A 26,067-nucleotide genomic window follows, 5' to 3' on the forward strand; every position below is an offset into this window, starting at 1 on the left:
GCCGTGTCATGGCAGGGCAGGTGATGTCGATGGCGAGTCAGAGGCGCCCGTCGATCGTAAAGCCGAAGGTGCGTGGCTGGCCGATCTGGGCCTGAAGACCAGCCCAGTTGGTGCGGCCGCTGAACAGGATGTTCTCATTGGTCAGGTTCTTGCTATAGAACCGGATTGTGTAATGGCGCGTGCGATAGCCTATATGGGCATTGAGAACATTATAGTCTCCTGCCACCAGCCCCGTGCCGCTTTCCACCTGCGAGGTGTAGCTGCCGACGCGGTTGAAATTCCCCCCCATGAACAGGCCGTTTCTGAAGCTTTTCTCGATGCCGATATTGAGCGTTGCCGAGGGGGCATTGCTGAATTTCTTACCTTCGACCGAATGATAGGCTGCCGGGGCATCAAGGATCTTGGTGTCCAGAAGGCCAAGTCCGCCGAAAAGCTCCAGGGTTTTCGTGACGTGGTAAATCGCTTCGAGCTCAAGGCCCAGACTGCGCCCATGCGGGATATTGACGAAGGTATAGTTCAGCAGATCCTGATAGTCGTGATAATCATTGTAAAACAGATTGGTGTTCAGGCTCAGCTTGCGGTTCAGGAGTTCGGTATGGCCGCCAAGCTCATAGGTCGTTACCGTTTCCTTGCCGTACTGGTAATAGGTACCATTATCCCAGTCGATGGCGCCACCTCCCGGGTTGTAGCCGCGTCGTGCGGTAAAACTTGCACTGGTTACCGGGGTAAAGCTGTAGCTCAATCCACCTTTCGGCAGAAACATGGTGGTTCCGGCATTGAGCGCGACCTTGCCCCATGAGAGGGCAACATTGCGCGCCTGCTCCTCACGTTCGACGCGCCCGCCCGCGATCAGGCTCAGCCCGCCGATAAGATGAAGTGTTCCGTCAACATAGCCTGCGTAGGTGCGTTCGGCGTCAGGGCCATTTACGCCCATATCAGATCGGATATTCTGGTCGCGGTTGAAGTAATAGAACCCGGCGACACCATTGAAATGACTCTGCGCCGGAGCAAGAACAAGCCTGTCCTCGACCGTATTGTTCTGTTCGCGCAGGGCAAGTTGGCCAAGGCTGCTGGCGCTGCCGATGGCATTACCCTGATGGAACAGCGCATCATACCAGACATGGCCATAGGTCAGTTCATTAGTCAGGGATGGGGAGATTCGGTAACTGGCGCGCAGGCTTGCCTGATCGATGCTCGAATCCGAGATGCGCGTGTTCATATCCGTATTATCGAAGCGATAGCGAAACAGGTCGGGCCCCGTGGCGGTGTAGAGATATTCGCCGTGCTGCTCGCGATGCCAGCCCATGAGCGTGACCTTGAGCGCAGGCAGGATTTTCGGGGTCCAGAGCAGCTTGCCGCGTATCGAGGTCTGGCTCACCTCATGCGGGTTGAAAGGCCAACCACTACCTGGATAGCGGATGTAGCTGTCGCCGCGCACGCCGTCTGCCGTGAGACGAAAAGCCAGCTCATCCTTGATGATCGGGCCGGAGAGCAGCCCGGCAAAAACACCTTTGCTGCCTGCGCTTTCATAACCGCCCCTGACGCCAGCCTGCCAGTACTGCGTCGGTGCTTTGGAATTCAGCGTGATGGCGCCTCCTATGGCGTTTCGGCCCTGTGTCGTGGCCTGAGGGCCGCGCAGCACGCTGACCTGATCCATATCCCAGGTTCCGGCATCGACATAACGCTGACCTGAATAGGTTTCGGGCAGGCCATCGATAATGGTCGCCGTTCTGGGGCGACTGCCTGACATCAGACTGAAGATACCACCTGCCGCGCCAGAGCCCGTCACGCCACGTATGGTCGGAATATCAGCAGCATTCCCGATCATGTTGGGTACGCGATTGACCACATCGTAAAGCGACCGGTATTCGCTTGCGTCGAGATGACGCAAAACCGTTACGGCGCTGTTGGTGTTTTGCAGGTGGTCGAGCGTGTCTCCAACAACCACGATCGTTTCGGTCGGGTTTGCGGTCTCATTATTGGGTGGCGCTTCTTTTTTCTTGCCCTGCTGTGAGGTGGAAACTGTTTTGCTGTTCTCTTCCTCGGCCTGCGCAGTATCGGGAAGAAAGAGAATCCCACTCACCAGGGCAAGCAGAAGGGTTCCGGTCAGCGGGATATTCCGGCCTTGTGACAGAACAGCGGGCAGGGAGGGCATATGAGAAAGCCTTTCGATGGAGATCTTTTTGATGATAATAAGAATCATTCTCATCAAAAAGAGCGAATGCCTCTCGAACCCCATGATTTCGTCACATCGACGTAACTTGTTGCGACGAAGACACGAGGCAGGAGCGGCCACAGAAAGGGGGGCAGCCAGCGTCCTGCGCAGAATACTCCGGCTCTGACAGGTAAATCCTTTCACTGAGCGCATAACAAACAATTACACCTGGAATGGTCGGGGTACTAAGCTGGGGATTATGACCATCCTGCCCGCCTCCTCCCTGATGACCGATCTGAATTTTGCCGCGACCCTGTCGTCTCGGCCGCCGCCGCATCCGGTTTTCGGGCGTGATCTTCGGGTTGGCACGCGTGCATCGCCTCTGGCGCTGGTACAGACGCGCAGCTTCATGGCGCAGCTGGGCGAGGCCTTTCCCTTTCTGGAAATTTTCGGCTCGGTGAAAGAGCATCCAATCTCGACCCGTGGTGACCGTGATCAGGCACGGCGTCTCGCCGAAATCGGCGGCAAGGGGCTGTTTTCCCGTGAAATCCATGAAGCGCTCAGGGCGGGCGACATCGATTTTGCCGTGCATAGCCTCAAGGATCTGGAAACCTTCCTGCCGGACGATCTGATGCTGGGTTGCGTCCTGCGTCGTGAAGACCCCCGTGACGGGCTGGTTCTACGTGATCGCGATGCTGTCCGCCCCGGTGGTGATCCACTGGACTGCCTGCCAAAAGGCGCCCTGATTGGCTGCGCTTCGGTACGGCGTCAGGCACAGCTTCTCGCGCGCCGTCCCGATCTGCGTTTCTGCCTCATACGCGGCAATGTCCAGACGCGTCTGGCCAAGCTGGAGGCCGGGGCGTGCGACGCCACATTCCTGGCGCTCGCCGGAATGAAACGTCTTGGCATGGGGGCACGGGTCGATCTGATTTTCCAACCCGACGATATGATCCCGGCTTGTGGTCAGGGGATTATCGGCATCACCTTGCGCCGTCGTGACTCGGGCGCTCGCGCGCTCATGCCTGCGCTTGAGGACAGGACCGCGCGTTATGCCGCAACGGCAGAGCGTGCATTGCTGGCCGGTCTGGACGGATCATGCCGGACGCCGGTGGGTGGTTATGCCACCATCGCCGGGCAGGTTCTGACCCTGCATGGGCTTGTGGCGTCTGAGGATGGCAGTTTCATGCTGCGCCGTTCCCTCAAGGGCAGCGTGGATGAGGCGGCCTGTCTGGGGGCCGAACTGGCTGGTATCCTGCGTCGTGACACACCGGCCCGGATATTCGATGCGCTGATTGGCCAGCCCGGCTGGTAACACCCCTCCGAACATTTTCTGATCTCTGATTACGGCGTGTCCTGTCTGGTGAGGCAGGGCATTTTTCCTCGTGGATAAACACGGTGGGAAAATCTTCTCGTCATGGCAATTACAGAATCGGGGTTTTTCCTGTCAGAGATATAGAGACAAACGGTTGGATCAATAAGAACGAAGTCCATAGGACAGAAACAGCAGTAATGACCCGGAACAAGAGTGGGTCATTCGTGATTGTTTTGGAGTCCGGAAATGAGATTGCTGAAATTCGGTATGGCGGCGTTGATCGCAACCACAACTCTTACCGCCATGCCTCATGCAGCGCGGGCGGATGGGATCGAGAACCCGAATGAATTCTACTGGCCAACACGTCTGAACCTGTCGCCGCTGCGTGTGCATGACAGCGAATCAAATCCCTATGGGCCGGATTTTGTCTATACGCGTGATTTCAGCAAGCTCGATCTGGCTGCCGTCAAGGCGGATATCCGCAAGACCCTGACCCAGTCTCAGCCCTGGTGGCCTGCCGATTATGGTACCTACGCCCCGTTCTTCGTGCGTATGGCCTGGCACGCAGCGGGCACCTATCGCGCCATGGATGGTCGAGGGGGCGAAGAGGGCGGCGAGCAGCGTTTTGAGCAGCTGAACAGCTGGCCCGATAATGCGAGCCTCGACAAGGCGCGTCGCCTGCTGTGGCCAGTAAAGAAGAAATATGGTCGCGATCTCTCATGGGGCGATCTGATGGTGCTGACGGGTAATGTCGCGCTCGAATCCATGGGCTTCAAGACCCTTGGCTTTGCAGGTGGTCGTGCCGATGACTGGCAGAGCGAGCTGGTCTATTGGGGCCCCGGCACCCAGTTCATGAGCTCGAACGTCGATTCACAGGTCAAGAAATCCAGCGTCGAGCCCGGAGGCCACCTGCCCAAGCCTCTGGCCTCGACCACCAAGGGCCTGATCTATGTGAACCCGGAAGGCCCGAATGGTGTGCCGGACCCGGCAGCTGCAGCACAGATGATCCGTCTCGCCTTTGGGCGCATGGCGATGAATGACGAGGAAACCGTTGCCCTGATTGCAGGCGGCCATACCTTCGGCAAGGCGCATGGTGCGGCCTCGGCCACCAAATGCGTGGGCGTTGCCCCCGCTGCGGCTCCTGTCGAGCAGCAGGGTCTGGGTTGGGCCAATCACTGCGTAAAGGGCAAGCTGAAGGCGACCGATGCCATTACCAGCGGGCTCGAGGGCGCATGGTCGGCTGATCCGATCCATTTCACCTCGCAATATCTCGACAACCTGCTGGGTCATGAATGGGTCAAGACCAAGAGCCCCGCCGGGGCCACGCAATGGGTCCCCAAAGACGCAGAGAACATCGTTCCCGATGCAAGCGATCCGAACAAGCTGCATCCGCTCATGATGTTCACGACCGATATCGCGCTGCGTACCGATCCGTCCTATCGCGCCATCATCACGCGCTGGGCCGCGCATCCCGAACAGTTTGCCGATGCATTCGCCCATGCGTGGTTCAAGTTGACCCATCGCGACATGGGGCCGAAATCGCGCTATTTCGGGCCAGAAGTCCCGGCGGCCGATTTCCTGTGGCAGGACCCGCTTCCTGCGGCTCAGGGCGCAATGGTCAATGCGGCGGATATTCGCGAGCTGAAGAAGGCAATCGCGGCATCCAGGCTGACAGAGCGCGAGATGATCAAGACCGCCTGGGCCTCTGCCGCATCGTTCCGTGACTCCGATCATCGCGGCGGGGCCAATGGGGCCCGTATCCGTCTGGCTCCCGAGAATGACTGGGCCGTCAATGATCCGGCAGAGCTGAAATCCGTTCTGCCGAAGCTCGAGGCGGTGCAGCAGCATTTCAATGGTGGCGCGCATCATGGGCGCAAGGTGTCTCTGGCCGATGTGATCGTGCTGGCGGGTAATGTGGGTGTCGAGCAGGCGGCGCACAAAGCCGGTGTCGCGCTGGATCTGCCTTTTGCCCCAGGCCGTGTGGATGCCGGTCCCGAGCAGACGGACAAGCAGAGCTTTGCCCTGCTGGACCTCAGCGCCGATGCCTTCCGGAACTATTATCGCGCCGAGCCGGATGAGAAATCACCCACGCAGATGCTTGTCGATCGTGCCAGCAATCTCTCGCTGAGCGTACCGGAAATGACCGTACTTCTGGGCGGCCTGCGTGTTCTGGACATCAATACCGGCCACTCCGCGCAGGGTGTTCTGACCACGCGTCCCGGGACACTGAGCAACGACTTCTTTGTCAATCTGCTCGATATGTCCACGCGCTGGGAGAAGTCGACGCAGCCGGGCGTGTATGACGGGCTGGATCGTGAGACGAACAAGCCGCGCTGGACGGCCTCCTCGGTCGATCTGATTTTTGGTGCGAATGCCGAATTGCGCGCCGTTGTGGAGGTCTATGCCTCTGACGATGCCAAGGCGAAATTCGTGAAGGATTTCGCCAGCGCCTGGACCAAGGTCATGACGCTCGATCGCTTCGACCTGCACCGCCAGTAATGACCGCGCACGGCCCCGTCTGGCATCCAGCCGGGGCCATGAGACAGGGGCCGCAAGACATGGGCTGCGAGACAGGGGCCGTTCGCCGGATCCCTGCCAGATTGCCCCCTGCGCCTCTCACTTCGGGGAGACCATTCAAATGACCCGTCTTTTTTCACGCCTGATTGCCCCGCCGCGGGTTCTTCAGGCCTTTTTTCCCTCATTCTTCATGGTTCTGACCGGTGCGATCCTGATCTGTGCCGCGTCGCTCAGCGCGGCTCATGCGGCGACGGTGGAGGTCAGGATGCTGAGCCATGCGCCCGATGGTGGCCGTGGTTTTGATCCTGCCATCGTCCACATCCATACGGGCGATACGGTGCATTTCATCGCTGCCGACCCCGGTCATAATGTGCAGTCGATTCCCGGTATGCTGCCTGAGGGTGCGGCCCCCTTTACCGGCCCCATGAGTCATGATCTGAACGTGACGTTCAGCAAGCCGGGCCTGTATGGCTATAAATGCCTGCCCCATTACTGGATGGGTATGGTGGGCATGGTCGTGGTCGACAAACCGGACAATGAAGCGGCGGCCAAGGCTGTGTCGCAGCCCGGTGCAGCGGCAATACGGTTCAGAAAGCTTTTCGATACGCTCGATCGAGGCTGACCCGATGGCGGTCAGGCAGGGTGGCAGGACGTATCATGCGTCAATGCGCGAAAGGCCACCGCACTACACCTTCGTGGCCATTCTTCTGCATTGGTGCCTCGCCCTGCTCCTGATCGGGCAGATCCTGCTCGGCTTTGCGATGGATCGTGCGGGGTTGCCTGACACAGCGGCATTTTCGGCTTTCCAGACTCATCGCGCTCTGGGTGTGGTCATCCTGCTGCTGGTTGCGCTGCGCGTGATCTGGCGCCTCGGGCACAAGCCGCCGCCCCATCCCCTCGGGACCAGCATCTGGCAGGCGCGGCTTGCCGATGCGGTGCATGGGGCGCTTTATAGTCTGCAGCTTCTTGCCCCTGTTTCAGGCTGGGCCCTGGCTTCCTGCGCCACGTTGGAACTGCCGCTTTCGATTTTCGGGTGGTTCGACTGGCCGCTGCTGCCTCTTGCTCACACGGATAGAAACGAGGCGGTTTTGCGTAACGTGCATCACGCTGTCGTCTGGAGTTTTGCGGCGCTGATCCTGCTGCATGGTCTGGCGGCGCTATATCATCTGATCCGGCGCGACGGTGTGGTGCGGCGTATTCTTTTTGTCAGGTCAGATCTGTAGTTCGTTTCTGCGCCGGTGACGCGGAAATGTTCTATTATTTATTTGTAAAATAAAATGTTGTTGTGAATCGTGAAGATTATAACGTCAAAACAATGAAATTTTTATAAACGGATATTTCTGGCGCGTCTTATTTCATATCCCGGACCATCTTCCCGCAACCCTCGGATGGTCCGATGAAAAAATTGCTTCTGTTTGCCGTATCACTGATGTGTCTCGACAGCGTCCGTGCGCAGGCTGAGCCCAAACCTGTCAAACCTTCGCCCCGCCCTGTCATGGCAGTAAAACCGGTGGTGGCAGCAAAAGAAGAGCAGGTGAAAGTATCGGGGCGTCATCGTGAGGGCGGGGGTGGCATGATGGTGAAGCACCTCACCCCCAGGACAATCAGCACGCTCACGGCTGATTTCATCGAAAAACAATCGCCCATGTCCACGCCAACGGGTCTGATTGCCAATCTGCCGGGGGTGGTCGGATCGAGTCAGGGGCCACTGACGGCCTCCTTCGAATCCTTCCACATACGTGGTCTGGACCGGACGGAAATCGGGGTGACCTACGAGGGCATTCCGGCCGCCAATCCGTTTACCTACAGTGTTTACACCCCGTCGATGGTCGATACCGAAAACATGGGGTCGATTTCGGTCATGCAGGGTTCGGCAGACGTCAACGCCCCCGTCTACAACGCGGTCGGGGCGCAACTCTCGATGACATTACGCAAGCCTGCCACCCATCAGAACCTGTTCGCACAGGCATCTGGCGGGACACATAGCCTGAACAAGGAATTCGTGCGTTACGACACTGGTGAGATCGGTCATAGCGGGATTTATGGTTTTGCCTCCGGGTCCTATTCGAGCGGCAATCTCTGGCGCGGGCCCGGATCGGTCAGCCGCTGGCATGTGGATGCCGCTCTGACCAAAAGCTGGAATACGCACAGCGATTCCGAAGCAATATTCGGCTATACCAAGTCCGATCAGACCTCGTGGCTTTACCCGACACTCGGCCAGTGGCGGACTTATGGTGTGGGGTACAATACCACGAAGGATCCGAGCTCGCCGGGCTTTTATGAAATCAACAAGCGCAATACCGGCACGGTTTTTGGCGCGCTCAAGAACCATTTCGGCTTCGATCACGGGCTGTCGCTCGATGCCACAGCCTATGGGGTCGAATTCAACGGCCCCTATTTCTGGGGCGCCAATGTACCGGTTTCGGGGGGCTATATCGGCACACAACGCTACGATCATCTCGATGGCTACGCGCCCTCATCGGCAACGCTCCGTACGGCTGTCCATCAGCCCTGGTTTACCTTGTCATCGGGGCTGAATCTGGTGGGAAGCTGGAGGCATTCCTTCAATACGCTGAGCGTTTCCTACTGGTATTCCTACGCCAATGAATCCTCGAATCAGCGCTATTATCCGATCAATGCACAGGGGCAGTGGACGCGCTCAACCGGCTATCTGACGGCGTTTGGCGGTATGCCGATCAACGAGGACCCCGAGAACGCCCTGCAACAGGCCAACACACTGGCGATCAATGACAAGGTGAGCCTCCTGAACGATCGTCTTGTGCTTGAGGCCGGGCTCAAGACGGCCATGTTCAACCGGCAGTACACGATGGATCTGCCCGGTGCCACGCCCTACAAATCCGTGCGCAATGCGTTCATACCGGCCCCGCAATTTCTGGCGAGCTACCGGTTCGATCAGGCCAGTCAGGTCTATATCAACGGCACGACAGGTTATCGTATGCCGAGCAGCCTGAACTCACAGGTTTCGATGTACAGCCATCTGAATGGGCAGCCCACGTCCACTCCGCTCGATCCCTATGAGCCGGAATACATGATCGGCGAGGAAATCGGTTATCGTTACAGTGGCGCGATGATGGCGAATATCGCCTATTTTCACTACAACATGACCCATCATCAGATCACGAGTGCAACCTATCAGCCTGGATCCACCAATATCGTGGCGCAGGTGATTGATGCTGGCGGGCAGGAAGCCAATGGCGTGCAACTCGAACTCGCGACCCATCCTTGGCACCATCTGAGCGCCTATGCGTCGGGCCAGTACATGATGACGCGTATTGGCAATAATATCGCCTATCAGGGGGATTATCTGCCCACCAAGGGCAAGCAGGAACCCGGCGCGCCGAAATTTCTCGCCACGATGGGGCTGAGCTATGATGACGGGACCAATTTCGGGACATTCAACCTCCGCTACTCGGACGCGCAATATGCCACGTTGATGAACGATCAGAGCATCCCGTCCTATATGACGGCCGATATCTCGCTTGGTCGCAGCCTGCCTAAATTCGGGCATGTACTGCCCAAGCTCATGCTCAATCTCATCAATATCTCCGACCAGCATTATCTGTCCGGTGTCTATGGCTACACTGCCGCTGCCACAGCCCATCGCGGCGTTTATGGGAGTGGTCTGACAGGCTCCCAGCCGACCTATGACATCGGTTCGGGTTTCGCAGCGGTGGTAAGCCTGTCAGGCAATTACAATTGAGCCGGGCGGGTATTTCGGGTTGCGGCGGCACGGCTGCGACCCTTTGCCCGTCATGGATGGGTCTGGGTCCTTATCCACTCGCTTACCGCTTTGAGCACGCTCGGGTCGATGTCGTTTTCGATCAGGGCGTATTCACTCACATCCCCCGTCTCGGCTTTCTGAAGCAGGTGATTGAGACCGGGGAACTCGACGATGCGGGCGTGTGGGTTGCGTGACAGGGCTTTTTGCAAGGCGGGCCGATTGAGGTCGGGGGGGACCTGCCTGTCCTTGCTGCCCAGGGTGGCCAGAACAGGACAGCTCACCTGCGACAGAGCCACGGCGGGATCGTAGCGGTCGTAAAAGCGTATGGCAGGCAGGGTGAGATCATGCAGACTGTCCGGCAGGCCGGATTGCGTCCCGTTCAGGCGATTCCACGCGTCGTTCGCAGCTTGCTCGGCGGCTTTCTGGGATTGCTGTGGTGTCATGGCGTTGAGCACCGTTTCAAACAGGACGTCGCTCTGACGGGAAACAGCGTCCGGCACATGCCGGGCCGCAGCAGCCCAGTGTCTCTGGGCGAGCATGATCTGTCGCCCCGGCACGGCCGGGGCTTCCAGCATGACAATAAAGCTGATCTGCCGATCACGGGCAGCCATCATCGCCGCGATGACGCCGCCCTCACTATGGCCCATGAGGCCGGTTCTTTGCGGATCGATATCGTGGCGATGGCGCATGAAGCGAAGTGCAGCCACGATATCCGAGGCGAAATCTTCTGTGGTGGCGGTCGTGACTGGGCCGGTCGAGCCCCCTCTCTGTCGATCGTCCAGACGCAGGACAGCGATGCCCTGACGGGTGAGCGCGTCGGCCCAGAGCAGGAAGGGCTTGTGCCCTGCAACCGTCTCGTCGCGGTCCTGCAACCCTGAGCCGGTAATGAGGATGACAGCCGGGAAGGGGCCCTTGCCCTGAGGCAAGGTCAGTGTGCCGGTGAGATGGGACGGACCGGAAGGATTATCGAAAGCGACATCTTCGCTGCGATAGGGAAAAGGGGGGTGCGGTGTCTGGGGGCGCGAAGGCGCCGCGCTCACGGCCGCCGCCGCCATGCCGGTCGCTCGGGTCATGCGCAGGGGGAAGGAGGAGGCTCCCTGTGACCATGTCCCCGCAAGAACATTGTCCAGTCCGCTCAGGGGCCAACATAGCGGGCTGAAAGTCCGGGCAGCTCCAGGGTGAGTGTCTGTCCTTCCAGCGTGGCACGTTGAACAGGCAGGCCGAAAGCAGACTGCGCGGGGCTATCGAGTGTGGCTGACCATTCGCCTTGTGGCGCGCCAGCCCGCGGCGAGAGGTGTAGTACAAGTGGGAGGGACTGCCCCTGGGGCAGGGCAAGGGTGCCCTGCCAGTCGCCGGCAGGCGAGGGCGGCGCCGCGAGGGCTGTGCCCATGCCGCAGAGCGTCAGAATAAGTCTTGCCAGCGCCATGACTTAAATACTCCATGCCCGAACCCGGCCGATGGCGAAGCCGGCCGACACAGGTCACATCATGGAGCGATCATGGTCTGATGCAACGCGTTTTCCGACAGGGTGGGGGTGCGTCACGGGCTTATGAAGACAGAGCCATCGTGATACCGGGGCAAGCACGAGAACAGGCGCGAAGGCATTAAGAGCCTGCCCATGACGCCTGTTCTCATGAGGGCTGGGCCCTCTCCGGTCAGAGGGTCGGGACCGGAGAGGGGGAGAGGCTTCAGGCGTCGAACAGGGCCGAGATGGCGCTTTGAGCGTCTTTCTGGATCTGCTTCAGGTGATCCTCGCTCACGAAGCTCTCGGCATAGATCTTGTAGACATCCTCGGTGCCGGACGGGCGGGCAGCGAACCAGCCATTTTCCGTCGTGACCTTCAGCCCGCCAATCGGCGCATCATTGCCGGGTGCGCGTGTCAGCTTGGCCAGAACCGCGTCACCGGCCAGATGGGTCATGGGCAGCTGTTCCGGCGTCAGCCTGGAAAGAATGGCCTTCTGCGCGGCGTTCGCTGCGGCATCGATGCGCTGGTAGAAGGGAGCACCGAGCTCCGCCGTCAGGGCCTTGTAATGCTCGGACGGGGTCTTGCCGGTAACCGCCGTGATTTCGGCTGCCAGCAGTCCCAGAATGAGCCCATCCTTGTCGGTGGACCAGACGCTGCCATCGCGACGAAGGAACGACGCACCGGCGCTCTCCTCGCCACCGAACCCGAGCGTGCCGTTATAGAGCCCGTCCACGAACCATTTGAAGCCGACCGGAACCTCGACCACCTTGCGGCCGATCTTGGTGGCTACGCGGTCGATCAGGGCCGAGCTGACCAGCGTCTTGCCGATGCCGGCATCCTGGCTCCAACCGGGGCGGTTGTTGAACAGGTACCAGATGGCGACGGCCAGATAATGGTTCGGGTTCATCAGCCCGTCGGGACGCGAGACGATGCCATGACGATCGGCATCGGTATCGGTCGCAAAAGCCACATCGAACTGCGAGCCCATGCCGATCAGACGGGCCATGGCGTAGGGGGAGGAGCAATCCATGCGGATCTGCCCATCCCAGTCAGCCGTCATGAAACCGAAGGTCGGGTCGAGTTCCGTGCTGACGATCGTGGCCTTGAGGTCATACCGCTTGATGATGGCCGGCCAGTAATCCAGCGCCGCCCCACCCAGCGGGTCGATGCCGATGCGGATGGTGGAATTGCGGATGGCCTCCATGTCGATCACGGCACCCAGATCATCCACATAAGGCGTGATGAAATCATGGCCGCGCACACAATCGGCCTTGCGGGCCTCCTCATAGGGCAGGCGGTGCACGTCCTTGAGCCCTGCGGTCAGGAAGGCGTTGGCCTGATCCTGGATCACCTTGGTGATGTCGGTATCGGCCGGACCACCATGAGGAGGATTGTATTTGAAGCCGCCATCGATGGGCGGATTATGCGAAGGCGTGATGACCACACCATCGGCCAGACCTTCGCTGCGTCCCTTGTTGTAGGTCAGGATGGCATGCGAGACGACGGGGGTGGGGGTAAAGCGGCTGTTGCAGTCGATGCGGACTTCCACACCGTGTGCGGCAAAGACCTCGATGGCGGAGCGCTGTGCCGGGTCGGACAGCGCATGGGAGTCGATGCCGATGAAAAGCGGCCCCGTGATACCCTTGTCCTTGCGATAGCGGCAGATGGCTTCCGCAATGGCGAGGATGTGGTTCTCGTTGAAACTGGTATGAAGCGACGACCCACGATGACCCGATGTGCCGAAGGACACGCGCTGCGCGGCAATGGCCGGGTCAGGCTTGCGGTTGTAGTAAGCCCCGATGAGCGCCGGAATATCGGCGAGGGCGGAGGGGTCCAGCGTCTTGCCGGCGAGAGGGCTGACAGCAGTCATGGGTATCCGGGTCCTTGATCTTGCAGACGGTTTTGACCTTTTCAGGTGACACCGCCCAATGGCACCGAGTCAATGCGGCGAACGCCCTGCATAGGCACTTCACATGGCCGTTATGAGGCAGGCGAGACACGGATCGGGCAACAAAGCGTGCTGACAATAACTTGATACAAAACTGTTCCCGTCCGGATTACGATGCGGAACGTTCCTAGCATGGCAACAGGAATGATAACGCTCACAGGACGATATGATGGAACTCAAGATGCCCCTCGCTCGCAGAGGGTTTCTGACGACGGCGCTGGGTGGCGCTGTCTGTGCTGCCCTGCCGGCACGTGCCGCCACGGATGTAACGGCATCACCGCCGAGCGTAATCAGTCAGCCGCCACGTCAATGGGGGGCGTCGGCCGGACCGGCCTATTTCCCCGACCCCGATGTGATCGCACTCGATCCGTCTTTCAGTAACCTTACCTATTTCGCAGCCCCCATACGGCGCATCTATGACAAGGGCGACTGGACCGAGGGCCCTGCATGGAGCAGCGAGGGGCGTTATCTGGTCTTCAGTGACGTCGTGCAGTCCAAGGCACTGCGCTATATCTGGGAGACGGGCGAAGTTACCGAGTTCCGTCCGGACAGTTATGCAGCCAACGGCAATTGCTTCGATTTCCAGGGACGGTTGATCACCTGTCAGGATTTCTTCCGTCGTGTCGTTCGTTTCGAGCATGATGGCAGCGTGACCGTGCTTGCCGATAAATTCGAGGGCAAGGGCCTCAACTCCCCCAACGATGTTGTACCGCATCCCGATGGCAGCATCTGGTTTACCGATCCGGGCTATGGAACCAACATCTCAGAAGGTCATGCCGATGAACCGGGCGGCCCGACCAACCCGGATGGCAAGATCAAGTGGAAGATCGGCCGTGAGCTGATTGGCGAGATCGGCGGTGTCAGGCGCCAGCAGGATCACGTGTTCCGCCTTGCCCCGGATGGCACGCTCAAGGCTGTGCTGATGGAAAAGGACGTGACCTGCCCGAATGGTCTGGCCTTCTCCCCCGATTTCAGAAAGCTCTATATCGCCTCGACCCCGGCAGGGCCGGGTCAGAAAAAGGGCGGTGACCAGGCTATCCACGTGTTCGATGTGCAGGGTGACAGTCTGGCCAATGGGCGTGTTTTTGCTGACATGCGCTTTCATGGCGCGCAGATGAACCCTGACGGGTTCAGGGCCGATGTTTTCGGCAATCTATGGTGTGGTGTGACAGGGCCGCTTGGTCTGTGCGGTGTGTTCGTCTTCAGCCCGCAGGGCGTGCTGCTCGGCCGTATTCGCCTGCCGCAGGGATGCTCGAACCTGACCTTTGCCGGTCCGAAGCGCGACCATATCGTGATGTGCGCGGGCAGTGCGCTTTACATGCTGCAAGTCGGCGTTCAGGGTGCCGCTCCGTCGTGAAATACTATGTATAAATCAAGTAATAAAATTGTTTTACGGTAAAGTTATGTTTTCATAAATCATTATGATAACCTGAAAAAAACATAATAAAATGGATCAGGTCATATGGCTGGTGGAAACTTCGTAATTAAGCCCGGCATCGTCTCGCAGGTTGCCTACATCAACTCGACCATATTGGTTCAACCAGGTGGTACGCTCTTGGCGCGTACACAAACGAACTGCGCAACGACGATCCAGGGGGGGGGCAGTGCCTATCTGACGACATTTCTGGGTGGTTCGCTGACATTGGAGACGGGGGCGATTGCTCAGAGCTCGAATCTTACCGGTGGGGTAAGAGCCACTGCTCAGGCGCAGGCGACATTGCTGAATTGTTCAGTGGAGTCTGATTCGTCTGTTAATTGTGCAACTGGTGCCCGATTGACAGGGACCACTGCCAATTACGGCACCATATCAGGCGGTACTGTCTATGGTGTGGGTTCAGTGGAGAACGTGCAGGGCTCTCAGGCTCGGGTTCAAAACCAGACGGTGACATCCGGTGCCACTATCGTCGTGAGTGACGGGGGTGGCATTGTCGGCACCGTTTCCCTGCTTGCCGGGGCATCGGCACAGCTGACTGGAAATGTGGGGGGTACGGTTAACCTCGCTGACACCAGCTATGCGACGATGACGCTCTCGGCCAGTTCGCTCCCCTCTACCCTGATTACAGGGTTCAACGGCGCAAGCGAGAGTCTTTCTGATAAAATCAAAATTGAAGGTTTGACAAAGGATCAGATAGCCTCAGTCACAAAAAATACGAACCAGCTGCTCCTCAACCTCAAGGATGGTCGTACTCTGACACTGAATATCCAGAATGTTCAGAATACCGGCTATTCCATCATCGACTCCGGTACGGGGATTACGCTGGTTGTGTGTTACCTGGCCGGAACCGGTATCGAGACCGCAGCAGGCACAGTGCCGGTTGAGCAGATCCGGGTAGGCGATCAGATTACAACGATTGTCGATGGTGTGCCTCAGCTAAGTGAGGTGATCTGGACTGGCAGTGGTCATTGCGTGATTGACCGGACATTGCCGGATGATCTTGCGGGTTATCCTGTATGCATCCGGCAGGATGCGCTGGGGGCCGGTAAGCCTGCTCGTGATCTCTATGTGACCGCCGAGCATGGCTTGTTGCTGGACGGGCATTTCGTTCCAGCGCGTATGCTGGTGAACGGTCGCTCGATCTTCTATGACAGGTCCCGTAGCGATTATGCGTTCTATCATTTCGAGACGAAGAGCCATTCGGTTGTCGTCGCTGATGGTGTTCTGTCTGAAAGTTATCTGGATACCGGCAATCGGAGCATGTTTACTATTCAGTCCTCTCGTGTAGTCCCCGCGAGAGCGGCATTGAGTTGGGACCGTGATGCGGCTGCGCCTCTTATGACAGATCATGAGCGTGTAGAACCGATCTATCGTCGTATCGAGATGATGCAGCCTGGAGTTACGAAGCTGGAACAGGCTTTGACCGATCAGGCTGATCTGCATCTAGTGACGGATGACGGGGTGATCATTCGGCCGCTGCGTATTGCTGGCACGAAGCATATCTTCCAGCTTCCGCCATCGGCTCAAAGCGTGACCATTCGCTCACGCTCAGCGCGGCCTTGCGATATCATCGGTCCGTTTTATGACGACCGACGTGACCTCGGAGTGCTGGTAGGACAGATCCTGCAATTCGTGTCTGGCGAGATCGTTGATTATGACAGGCATCTTTCGCCCTGCGAAATGAACGGTTGGCATGATTATGCGGGGGGGGCAGCGCGTTGGACCAAAGGAAATGGTTTTCTTTTCCTGGCGCACACAATCGGCGGGGAACACAGGCTCGTCTCGCTTGAGATCCTCGCTGGAGGCCCCTACCTCTGTGCCGATGAGGGCGCTGAAGGTGAGATGAGCGTCAACGCAGGGTAATTTTGGGGCTGGGGGCTGGTCAGCCCGGTCCCCAGCCGGGATCATCTCCTTCGGGGTGGGCTTTTTACCCTACGAAATGGATGGACAGGGTCATTTCTCCAAACTCGGTCTGGTCTGCCTGCGTTGATGGCGTATCCAGTCAATGCGGAGTTCTCTCAATGCCATCCATTGATGCAGCCCAATCCGGCGTTTTCGCCATAGGTGGTGACCTTGAGGTCGTCCGGCTTGGCTTCGGCGCCATGCGCATTACCGGTAAAGGGGTGTGGGGCGCGCCACAAAGCCACGAGCAGGCTGTCGCAACCTTGCGTCATACGCGCGATCTGGGAATTACCTTGATCGATACGGCCGATTCCTATGGGCCTTTTGTCTCGGAAGATCTGATACGCGAGGCGCTCTTTCCCTATGGCGGGCAGGTTATTGCCACCAAGGGTGGCCTGACACGTCATGGCCCCGATATCTGGCGTCCTGTTGGTCATCCTGATTATCTACGTCAATGCGTGCTCATGTCGCTCCGTCGGCTGGGCGTGGAACGCATTGATCTGTGGCAGCTTCACCGTGTGGGGGCTGACTGCCCGCCGGAAGCGCAGTTCGAGGCCATCGCCAAACTGCAGCAGGAGGGGCTGATCCGTCACGTCGGTCTGTCCGAAGTCGATGTGCCGATGATCGAGCGGGCGGGCGCTTTCTTCCCTGTGACGACTGTCCAGAACCGCTTCAATCTTGTCGATCGCAAATCGGAGGATGTGCTCGATTACTGCGAGGCGCACCAGATTGGCTTCATTCCCTGGGCTCCGCTGGCAGCCGGGTCTCTGGCTCGCCCCGGCACGGTGCTCGATGCCATAGCGAAAGACCGTGACGCCTCACCGGGGCAGATTGCCCTGACATGGCTTCTGCACCGTTCGCCGGTGATGTTGCCCATTCCCGGAACCGGCAGTCCCGCCCATCTGGAAGAGAATGTCCGGGCCGCGTCCATCACGTTGAGCGAGGAGGAGTGCGCAGCGCTGGACAAGCAGGGCCGCGAGGCTTGGAAAAGTTCCGAAAATTAAGGCTTTTCCTGCCATGATTGCGGGGGGCGACGAGGGCGCTGGACAATGCTAGAACGCTTGCCATGATCCACGCCACCACCGCCCTTTCCTCCACCGGGTTCCCCCTGTTCTGGTTCTCGACTGCCCAAGGTGGCGGAGGCAACGGGCGCGTCCCTATGGGGGGCGGGCAACGCGGCCCCGAAGGAGGACGCCAGCCGCCTCGTGGTCCGCGTTTCCGCCGCTGGCGCCAAGGTCTTGCGGTTGCCGCTGGTATTGCCCTGGTAGGGGTGGCCGGATCAGGACTGTTCGTCTGGCACCAGTATGAGCGCATCGCGTCTGATCTGCCGAGCGTCGATACGCTCAAGACCTATCAGCCGCCTACCGTCAGCCGGATCTATACGTCTGACGATCATATCATGGCCGAGCTGGCCGCCGAACGCCGGATCTATATTCCGATCAATGCCATTCCCGAGCGCGTGAAAAATGCCTTCATTGCGCCTGAGGATCAGAATTTCTATACCCATGCGGGTCTGGATCCGCTGGCCATCATGCGTGCCGAGCTGACGAACCTGACCCATCGCAGCAAGCGGGCTCTGGGTGCCTCGACCATCACGCAGCAGGTTGCGCGCAACATGCTGCTCAACAGCAATGCCCGCACGCTTGAGCGCAAGGAAAAGGAAGCCCTTCTTGCGCTGCGCATCGAGCAGACGCTGAGCAAGGACAAGATCCTCGAAATCTATCTCAACGGGATCTATCTTGGTAATGGGGCCTATGGCGTAGCCGCAGCGGCGCAGACCTATTTCAACAAGCCGCTCGATCAGCTGACCAATGCCGAGGCGGCTTTTCTGGGCGCGCTGCCGAAATCACCTGCCAATTATAACCCGTACCGCCATCCCGAGCGTGCCATCGAGCGCCGGAACTGGGTGCTGGACCGCATGGCCGAAATCCATGCCATCTCGCACGAAGAGGCCGCAGCAGGACAGAAAGAGCCTCTCATTCCGCATGATGCGGTGCGTTTCGGCCCGCTGCCCAATGCCGAATGGTTTGGCAGCGAGGTGCGCCGTCAGCTGATTGATCGTTACGGGCCTGACCGCGCCATGCAGGGCGGCCTTGAGGTGCATACGAGCCTCGATCGCAAATTGCAGGACGCAGCGACCCTGAGCCTGCGTCAGGGGCTCATGGAGTACGACCGCAGCCATAGCCGCTGGCGTGGCCCTGTGACGAAGCTGCACGATGCTGTGGCCGGTGACGGCTGGGTTGAGGCGCTGAAAGACGTTACGCCTCCTGCTGGCATGATCGATCAGTGGCGTCTGGCTGTCGTCCTGAACCCTGCTCAAGGGCGCGTCGGTTGGCTCTCACATGGAGAAAAGCAGGAAGGCCAGGTCATCCCCAAGGATCTGGGCTGGATGCGCAATGCCGGGACACTGGCCGCCGGTGATGTGATCATGATCGAGCCTCAGGCTGAGTCCGGTCGCGTCGCCGTGCGACAGGTTCCGAAGGTTGAAGGCGCACTTGTCAGTCTCGATGCGCGCACCGGGCGTGTGCTGGCGATGGTGGGCGGCTGGTCGTTCAAAGAATCGCAGTTCAACCGTGCCACACAGGCGCTTCGTCAGCCCGGGTCATCGTTCAAGCCCTTTGTCTATCTCGATGCGATGGAGCAGGGCATACCGCCCTCCGAGAAGTTCGATGATGCACCGGTCTCCTATGGTGACTGGCATCCCAAGAATTACGAGGAAGACAACTGGGGCCCGACAACCCTGCATGATGCCCTGCGTGAGAGCCGCAACCTCGTGACGATCCGCCTTGCAGCGCATCTGGGCATGAAATCCGTGGCCGATATGGCGATCTCCATCGGGCTGGTCGACCAGATGCCGCATGTGCTCCCAGCAGCGCTCGGTGCGGTCGAGACCACGGTGCTGCGCGAGGCGGGGGCCTATGCCACGATTGCTTCCGGCGGCAAGCTGGTGACACCCAGCCTGATCGACGAGGTGCTGGATCGCGATGGCAGTGTCTTGTGGAAGCCCGAGGGCCTCGCCCTTGGCACGACCATGCAGGCCCCTAACCAGACGGCAATCATGGCCCCGGCTGTGGGTCCCGGCGCGGCGCCTGCAGCCGCCCCTTCTGGCAACCCCGCGGATGTGACCACACCATCCACGCCGGCGCCTGTCGCCCCTGCGGGCCCGGCACCCGGTAGTGTGGAGGTGCCGCAGGTGCAGGACAACCGCCGTCAGGTCGCCAGTGCTGCAAGCGCCTATCAGATTACGGCCATGATGCAGGACGTGATCAAGCGCGGCACGGGCACGATTGCGGGGCAGGGCATCACACGTGACATAGCAGGCAAGACGGGCACCAGCCAGGACTTCCGCGATGCGTGGTTTGCCGGGTTTACCCCCGATATCGTCACGGTGGTCTGGATCGGATTCGACACACCGCAATCGCTCGGCAAGAGCGAGACGGGTGGGCGTATTGCCGGGCCGATCTGGAACCGTTTCATGAAGGTGGCCCTTGAGGGGCGGCCCGAACTGCACTTCCGTGTGCCGGAGGGCGTGACCCTGGCTCGTTACGACACCGGCCGACTGATGGCAGTCGATGGCTTTAAGGCGGATCAGGTGCCGGGCATGAGCATCGCCCTGCACGGGTTCGGTGCGGGAACGGAAGCACTTACGGCTGCCGATACCGGGACCGATCTGTATGATACGGAAACCGATATGGCAGGGGCATCGAGTCAGGCCGGGCTGAGCGAGCAAGGCGGCGAAAATTCCGGTACCCCCAAAAAACAACAGGCCCCTAATGCCCAGCCACAGGGTGACATTGGCATGGGCGGGCTTTATTGAGACCCAACGAACACGCAGGAGCATGAATCATGTCGGCCGAAACCGAGGCCCTATCGGAGCAGATCAAGCAGTCGGTGGCACTGCTGAGGAGGCATCTTTGACTGGGATGCTGCACAGACACGTCTCGCCGAACTCAATCACCGGGTAGAAGACCCCGACCTGTGGAATGATGCAGACGCCGCGCAGAAACTGATGCGTGAGCGGACGCTGCTGGCGACACAAATCGAAGGTGTCGAGAAGATCGAGCAGGACACTGCCGATATGCTCGAACTTGTCGAGCTGGCCGAAGACGAACAGGATCAGGATACGGTTGCCGAAGCCGTTGCGACCCTGCGCAAGCTGGCCGAGCAGGCCAACGCACGCCAGATCGAGAGCCTGCTCTCGGGTGAGGCGGACAGCAATGACTGCTATATCGAGGTCAATGCCGGCGCAGGGGGCACGGAGGCCCAGGACTGGGCTGAAATGATGCTGCGCATGTACACGCGCTGGGCAGAGCAGCGCGGCTACAAGGTGACCATCATGGAAACCAGCGAGGGCGAGCAGGCTGGCATCAAGTCTGCCACGCTTCTGGTCACGGGGGCTAATGCCTATGGCTGGCTCAAGACCGAGGCAGGTGTGCATCGACTCGTGCGTATCTCACCCTTCGATGCCGCTGCCCGTCGCCAGACCTCCTTCGCGTCCGTCTGGGTCTATCCCGTGGTAGACGACACGATCGAGATCGAGGTGAATGATGGCGACCTCAAGGTCGACACCTTCCGGGCTTCCGGCGCAGGTGGGCAGCACGTCAACAAGACCGATTCGGCGATTCGCATCACGCATATCCCGACCGGTATCGTTGTCGCCTGTCAGACCGACCGCTCACAGCACCGTAACCGTGCCACGGCCATGCAGATGCTCAAGGCTCGCCTGTACGAGGCTGAGCTGCAGAAACGTGAAGCCGCCGCAGCCCAGACCGAGGCAGCCAAGACCGATATTGGATGGGGCCACCAGATTCGGTCATACGTTCTGGCGCCGTATCAATTGGTCAAGGATCTGCGCACCGGGGTGGAAAAAGGCAATCCCGATGCAGTGCTTGATGGTGCGCTGGACGATTTCATGTCTGCAGCACTCGCCCAACGCGTAGGCGCAACACGTTCCGAGGCCAGCGCCAACGCCCAATAAAGGGCTTTGGCGCCAGGGGGCTGAATCTCTTGCGGTGCAGGACTTTCAGCCCCTTTTTGCGCGTTTCATAAATATTACTCTTGCAGTGAATTAATGTTCCGTTTCACTGTGTCTGAAAGCATCGCACCGCTGGTATGCAAAACCTTGCCTGTCGGAAAACGGTGTGATCGAAACGAAACTGACTTGACAGCAGTGCCTTACCTTTGCCCAATTTGCACGGGAGCCATGCGCTGGGAGCATGGTAAACATTTCGGGATGTGTCGGCCAGACTGACGCCTGACCGGAACGCAAGTCGCATGGGGCGGTTGCGATATTATCAAGTCGGTCCGCCCCTCTCGCCAAGAGAGGTGTGGGGCTCAGGACAGAGGGTTTGGAGTGACACAACCGATGAACTACGCCGAGCAGGAGCGACGCCCGACGAAGTACATCGTCGGCATCGCAATCGCTGTGCTTTTCCACATCGTTGTGATCTACGCCTTGGTGAACGGGTTGGGTTCGAAAATCGTCGAACAGTTCCATCCGCCGATCAAGACGAAGATCATTACGGAGCCGAAGAAGCCACCGCCGCCGCCACCGCCGCCGCCGCCGCCGCAGATGACGACGCCGCCGCCGCCGTACATACCGCCGCCGAAGATCCAGATTCAGCCGCCGCCACAGAAGCATGTGATCAAGCAGGTCACGCATGAAAAGCCGCCGGCACCTGTGCCGCCTGCCAATAATGCGCCGCCCGCTCCCGCAGCGCCGAAGGGCCCGCCTGTGCCGGATCACTCGGCTGGTGCCTCGCCGATCAACGGTGCCCGTCCGGTCTTCCCCGAGGAGATGCTGGAAGAAAACCGCGAAGGCAGTGTTACCGTAGCCTGTGACATCGGCACCGACGGTCGCACGTCAAACTGCCAGGTTACCAATTCGACGGGTGGTCATGCCTTCGTCGAGGCTGCCATGGAGTTCCTCCGCAAGGCCCGTTACCAGCCCGCGGTTACGAATGGACAGCCGGTGGTCGAGCATCACCATACTCTGCACATCAACTTCACCCTGGGTGATGACTGAGTGCGTGGCGACTGGCGTGAAAGCACCGGTCGCCTGACGGAATGACGGAAGAGAGGCTCCGGCTTCTTCTTCCGACGGGGCAGGGGGCAGGCAGCCTCCGCGCCCCGGAAAGTGAGAAACCAAGCCGCGCCCGGCAGAGAACGGGGCGGCACTGCCAGAGTCCTTCTCGAAGGGGCTCTTTTTCAGAGGATTTGGAGTTAATGACGAGACTGTTCCGCCTTCCCGCTCTCGCCGCCCCGGCCCTGGCAGTCACGCTTGCCGTGGCGCAAGGTGTGGTCGTGCCGGCCGTTGCTCTTGCCCAGGAAACCCCGGCTGCCCAGCCTGCGGCTCCTGCTCCCGACGCTGCAGCCCCGGCTCCCGCAGCGCCCGATGCTGCTGCTCCGGCTGCCCCCGGTGCCCCGGCTCCTGATGCGGCCGCGCCCGCTCCCGGCGCCCCGGCCCCTGACGCTGCTGCTCCGGCCGCTGGCTCCCCTGCGCCTGACGCCGCTGCTCCGGCTCCTGAAGCTCCTGCCGAGGCAACCGCGCCGAAGTCTCAGGAAAACCCGTATGGCCTGAGCGCTCTCTGGTCCAACGGTGACGCCATCGCCCGTGGCGTTCTGCTGATCATGGTCATCATGTCCGCAGGCACCTGGATCATCATGGTCACCAAGTTCCTGGAACAGTCCAAGGTGTTCTCGGCTTCCAAGGAAGCTGCACGTGAATTCTGGACCAAGCCGACCGTTCAGGAGGGTGCTGCCTCCCTGAAGCCGGCTTCCCCGTTCCGCTACATTGCCGAAACCGGCATTGTGGCTGCCGAGCACCATGAAGGCTCGATGCGCGACGCCATCGACCTGCATAGCTGGACCGCCATGTCCGTTCAGCGTTCGGTTGACACCATCAATACGCGTCTGCAGGGCGGCCTCGCCTTCCTCGGCACCGTAGGTTCGACCTCGCCGTTCGTCGGTCTGTTCGGCACCGTCTGGGGTATCTATCACGCCCTGACCGCCATCGGCATTGCAGGTCAGGCTTCAATCGACAAGGTTGCCGGCCCGGTTGGTGAATCGCTCATCATGACGGCTATCGGTCTTGCCACCGCTGTTCCGGCGGTTCTGGGCTACAACCTGCTCGTCCGTCGTAACAAGGGCGCCATGGACCGCGTACGCAACTTTGCTGCCGACGTTCAGTCCGTCCTGCTGGGTGGCTTCCGTCACGGTGTTGCCCCGACGGTCAGCCCTGACCACAGCCCGACGACCACGACCACCAGCTCGCGAGTTGCCTGATCATGGCGATGAACGTCGGTGGGGGTGGTGAAGAAGACGAAGTCGTCTCGGCGATCAACACGACGCCGCTCGTTGACGTCATGCTCGTTCTTCTCATCATCTTCCTGATCACCATCCCGGTTGCGACGCATTCCGTGAAGGTGCAGCTGCCGCGCGACGCCAACCAGCCGACCCAGACCAAGCCAGGCAATATTGTCCTGGCGGTCACGGCGAATGGTCAGGCGTACTGGAACGAAGTTCCTCTGCGTGGTCATCAGGATCTGCTCGATCGTCTCGAGAAGGTCGCAGTCATCAAGCCTCAGCCCCAGATCCAGATCCGGGGTGACGGCAAAGCCCGTTACGAAGCTGTCGGCAAAATCGTCGCGACCTGTCAGGAAGCTGGCATCTATCGCATCGATTTCATTACCGAGCAGCCTCACTCCTGATTTCGGTCAGGACCCCGCTTCAGGAGCCTTCTGCTGATCCCGCAGGGTCGCAGGGGGCTCCGGCTCCGTTTTTTCCGGATGCCGGTCTTGGCCGGCTTTCCGCCTGTTGGAGAGTTCTCTCATGGCCATGAGCGTCGGATCCGACAGCACGCATGAAGACGAGGGCATCGTCGATATCAACACGACGCCCCTGATTGACGTCATGCTCGTGCTGCTCATCATGCTGATCATCACCATTCCGCTTCAGACGCATTCGGTCGCGCTGGACCTGCCGCAGGGCAATCCGCCGCCGAGCACCGAAGAGCCCAAGGTTGTCACGGTTGCGGTCGATTTCGACAATTCCATCAGCTGGAATGGCGAACCCGTCTCCTCCGAAGCCGATCTTCAGGCGCGTTTCATGAACGCGGCAAACCTGCCCGATCAGCCCGAGATGCATATTCACCCCAATCGCCTGGCAGACTACAAGACGGTTGCCCATGTGCTTGCCGACGCCCAGCGTCTTGGCATCACCAAGCTCGGTATCGTCGGTCAAGACCAGTTCATGGAAGGACAGTAAGTGCGTTTTCCCCGTTGTTCTCGCGCCCTCCTGGTTGCCAGCTCGCTTCTGGCAGCCTCCTCTTTCGTTCCGGTCATCGGGTCTTCGCTCGTCACGATCGCTCATGCTGAAGACCAGCTGAGTGCCAAGGTCGGCAAACCCCTGCAGGAAGCGCAAACGGCTCTGGGCGCTAAAAACTACGCCAAGGCCATGAGCGCTGTGAACGCGGCTGATGCGATTCCGGGGAAAACCGAATACGAGAAATACACCATTGCCCAGATGCGTGCGGCGGTTGCTGCCTCGTCGGGCGATGTGGCCGCGGCCTCGAAAGCCTATGACGTGCTGATCGCGTCACCGCGCACACCCGCGGCAGCCAAGCAGCAGATGCTGATGGCCAACGCGACCATGGCGTATAACGCCAAGGATTACGTGCATGCGGTTCCGGCTATCGAGCGCTATCTCAAGATTGCCGGTCCGAACGCCCAGATGCAGACGCTTCTGGTCCAGTCCTACTATCTGCAGCAGGACTACAAGAACGCTGCGCGTGTGCAGCAGGACCAGATCAACGACGAGATCAAGGCCAAGCGTATTCCGCCTGAGAACCAGCTTCAGTTCCTGGCGACCTGCTATCATCAGATGAAGGATTCGGCGAACGAGACGCATGCCTATGTGCTGCTCGCCAAATACTACTCCAAGCCTGATTACTGGGCGATGCTGATCCATAATCTCGCAGCTGACCCCCAGATGCCTGATGCCCTGCAGTTCAACCTCGAGCGTCTGCGCATGACGACGGGTGTGCTCAAGGACCCGTCAGACTATATGGATATGGTCGAGCGCGCTGTTCAGTCCGGCCTGCCGCAGCTGGGGCTCAACCTGATGAACCAGGCCTATGCTTCGGGCGCGCTGGGCAAGGACCAGGGCGCTGCGCGTGAGGCCCGCCTGAAGGCCATGGTGGTGAAGCGTGCCGCTGAGACGAAGGCCACGCTGGCTGCAGATGCAGATGCGGCGCGCAAGATGCCCAACGCCGCACCGTCACTCACCGCAGGGTACAACCTTGTGCTGAATGGTCAGGTGGATGAGGGTCTTGCCCTGATGCGTGAAGGACTGGCCAAGAAGCCGATCGCACCCGAAGGCGCCAAACTGCAATACGGCATGGCCCAGATGGATGGCGGTCGTAAGGCTGACGCAATCCAGACATTCGCTGATGTTCATGGCGATCACGGATCTCAGGATCTGGCCCAGCTCTGGACCCTTTTGCTGACAAAACCATCAAAATAGAGTAAAGTTGGTCGTTTCCTGTCGAAGTGGTTGTTCTTGCGCGAACCGAGACATAGATTGTATCAAATC

General features: G+C 59.6%; 19 protein-coding genes. 15 read left to right on the forward strand and 4 right to left on the reverse strand.

Going from position 1 to position 26,067, the window contains the following annotated elements:
* Positions 1-37: 37 nt before the first annotated feature.
* Positions 38-2,155 (reverse strand): TonB-dependent receptor, encoded by a 2,118-nt coding sequence (locus tag ACWNRM_RS06080; protein WP_485169939.1) that lies wholly within the window; start codon positions 2,153-2,155, stop codon positions 38-40.
* 259 nt (positions 2,156-2,414) lie between these two features.
* On the opposite strand from ACWNRM_RS06080, the gene hemC reads away from it, so the two are divergent.
* The 5 genes from hemC to ACWNRM_RS06105 all read left to right on the forward strand — a co-directional run bounded on the left by hemC (position 2,415) and on the right by ACWNRM_RS06105 (position 9,705).
* Positions 2,415-3,467, forward strand: coding sequence for a hydroxymethylbilane synthase (gene hemC / locus ACWNRM_RS06085; protein WP_485172172.1), 1,053 nt, complete (start codon positions 2,415-2,417; stop codon positions 3,465-3,467).
* A 303-nt stretch (positions 3,468-3,770) separates the two neighbouring features.
* Positions 3,771-5,966: a catalase/peroxidase HPI gene (gene katG, locus ACWNRM_RS06090; RefSeq protein ID WP_485170049.1), complete on the forward strand. Its 2,196-nt coding sequence runs from the start codon at positions 3,771-3,773 to the stop codon at positions 5,964-5,966.
* 139 nt (positions 5,967-6,105) lie between these two features.
* Positions 6,106-6,606, forward strand: coding sequence for a pseudoazurin (locus ACWNRM_RS06095; RefSeq protein ID WP_485169937.1), 501 nt, complete (start codon positions 6,106-6,108; stop codon positions 6,604-6,606).
* Between the two features lie 43 nt (positions 6,607-6,649).
* Positions 6,650-7,207: a cytochrome b gene (locus ACWNRM_RS06100; RefSeq protein WP_485169936.1), complete on the forward strand. Its 558-nt coding sequence runs from the start codon at positions 6,650-6,652 to the stop codon at positions 7,205-7,207.
* 173 nt (positions 7,208-7,380) lie between these two features.
* Positions 7,381-9,705 carry a TonB-dependent receptor gene (locus tag ACWNRM_RS06105; protein ID WP_485169935.1) on the forward strand — a complete coding sequence of 775 codons (2,325 nt, stop codon included), beginning with the start codon at positions 7,381-7,383 and terminating at the stop codon, positions 9,703-9,705.
* 50 nt (positions 9,706-9,755) lie between these two features.
* Here ACWNRM_RS06105 and ACWNRM_RS06110 read toward each other — a convergent pair whose 3' ends face one another.
* The 3 genes from ACWNRM_RS06110 to pgm all read right to left on the reverse strand — a co-directional run bounded on the left by ACWNRM_RS06110 (position 9,756) and on the right by pgm (position 13,061).
* Positions 9,756-10,799, reverse strand: a complete 1,044-nt coding sequence (locus ACWNRM_RS06110) for an alpha/beta hydrolase family protein (protein WP_485169934.1) — start codon at positions 10,797-10,799, stop codon at positions 9,756-9,758.
* Positions 10,800-10,861: 62 nt separating this feature from the next.
* Positions 10,862-11,152: a hypothetical protein gene (locus ACWNRM_RS06115; protein WP_485169933.1), complete on the reverse strand. Its 291-nt coding sequence runs from the start codon at positions 11,150-11,152 to the stop codon at positions 10,862-10,864.
* Between the two features lie 262 nt (positions 11,153-11,414).
* Entirely contained in the window at positions 11,415-13,061 is a 1,647-nt protein-coding gene (gene pgm / locus ACWNRM_RS06120; protein ID WP_485169932.1) for a phosphoglucomutase (alpha-D-glucose-1,6-bisphosphate-dependent), read from the reverse strand.
* A gap of 259 nt (positions 13,062-13,320) precedes the next feature.
* Between pgm and ACWNRM_RS06125 the strand changes: the two genes are divergently transcribed.
* The 10 genes from ACWNRM_RS06125 to ACWNRM_RS06170 all read left to right on the forward strand — a co-directional run bounded on the left by ACWNRM_RS06125 (position 13,321) and on the right by ACWNRM_RS06170 (position 25,998).
* On the forward strand, positions 13,321-14,496 hold the full coding sequence (locus tag ACWNRM_RS06125; protein ID WP_485172173.1) for an SMP-30/gluconolactonase/LRE family protein: 1,176 nt from the start codon (positions 13,321-13,323) through the stop codon (positions 14,494-14,496).
* A gap of 417 nt (positions 14,497-14,913) precedes the next feature.
* The gene (locus ACWNRM_RS06130) at positions 14,914-16,437 is read left to right on the forward strand and encodes a Hint domain-containing protein (RefSeq protein ID WP_485169931.1); all 1,524 of its coding nucleotides are present in this window, start codon (positions 14,914-14,916) and stop codon (positions 16,435-16,437) included.
* Between the two features lie 158 nt (positions 16,438-16,595).
* On the forward strand, positions 16,596-17,480 hold the full coding sequence (locus tag ACWNRM_RS06135) for an aldo/keto reductase (protein WP_485169930.1): 885 nt from the start codon (positions 16,596-16,598) through the stop codon (positions 17,478-17,480).
* Between the two features lie 155 nt (positions 17,481-17,635).
* Positions 17,636-20,293, forward strand: coding sequence for a penicillin-binding protein 1A (locus tag ACWNRM_RS06140; protein ID WP_485170047.1), 2,658 nt, complete (start codon positions 17,636-17,638; stop codon positions 20,291-20,293).
* A 29-nt stretch (positions 20,294-20,322) separates the two neighbouring features.
* Positions 20,323-21,454 (forward strand): peptide chain release factor 2 gene (gene prfB / locus ACWNRM_RS06145; RefSeq protein ID WP_122048714.1). Its coding sequence is split into 2 segments (ribosomal slippage): positions 20,323-20,391 and positions 20,393-21,454, totalling 1,131 coding nucleotides; the frame shifts between segments, so codons are not numbered across the junction.
* Positions 21,455-21,841: 387 nt separating this feature from the next.
* Entirely contained in the window at positions 21,842-22,501 is a 660-nt protein-coding gene (locus tag ACWNRM_RS06150; RefSeq protein ID WP_485169929.1) for an energy transducer TonB, read from the forward strand.
* 200 nt (positions 22,502-22,701) lie between these two features.
* Positions 22,702-23,760, forward strand: coding sequence for a MotA/TolQ/ExbB proton channel family protein (locus tag ACWNRM_RS06155; RefSeq protein ID WP_485169928.1), 1,059 nt, complete (start codon positions 22,702-22,704; stop codon positions 23,758-23,760).
* A 2-nt stretch (positions 23,761-23,762) separates the two neighbouring features.
* A complete protein-coding gene (locus ACWNRM_RS06160; RefSeq protein ID WP_023979754.1) occupies positions 23,763-24,185 on the forward strand; it encodes an ExbD/TolR family protein in 423 nt (140 codons plus the stop codon).
* Positions 24,186-24,306: 121 nt separating this feature from the next.
* Positions 24,307-24,741: an ExbD/TolR family protein gene (locus ACWNRM_RS06165; RefSeq protein WP_023979755.1), complete on the forward strand. Its 435-nt coding sequence runs from the start codon at positions 24,307-24,309 to the stop codon at positions 24,739-24,741.
* On the forward strand, positions 24,742-25,998 hold the full coding sequence (locus ACWNRM_RS06170; RefSeq protein WP_485169927.1) for a hypothetical protein: 1,257 nt from the start codon (positions 24,742-24,744) through the stop codon (positions 25,996-25,998).
* The last annotated feature ends 69 nt before the right edge of the window (positions 25,999-26,067 follow it).

The organism is Asaia sp. A2 (assembly GCF_057319415.1).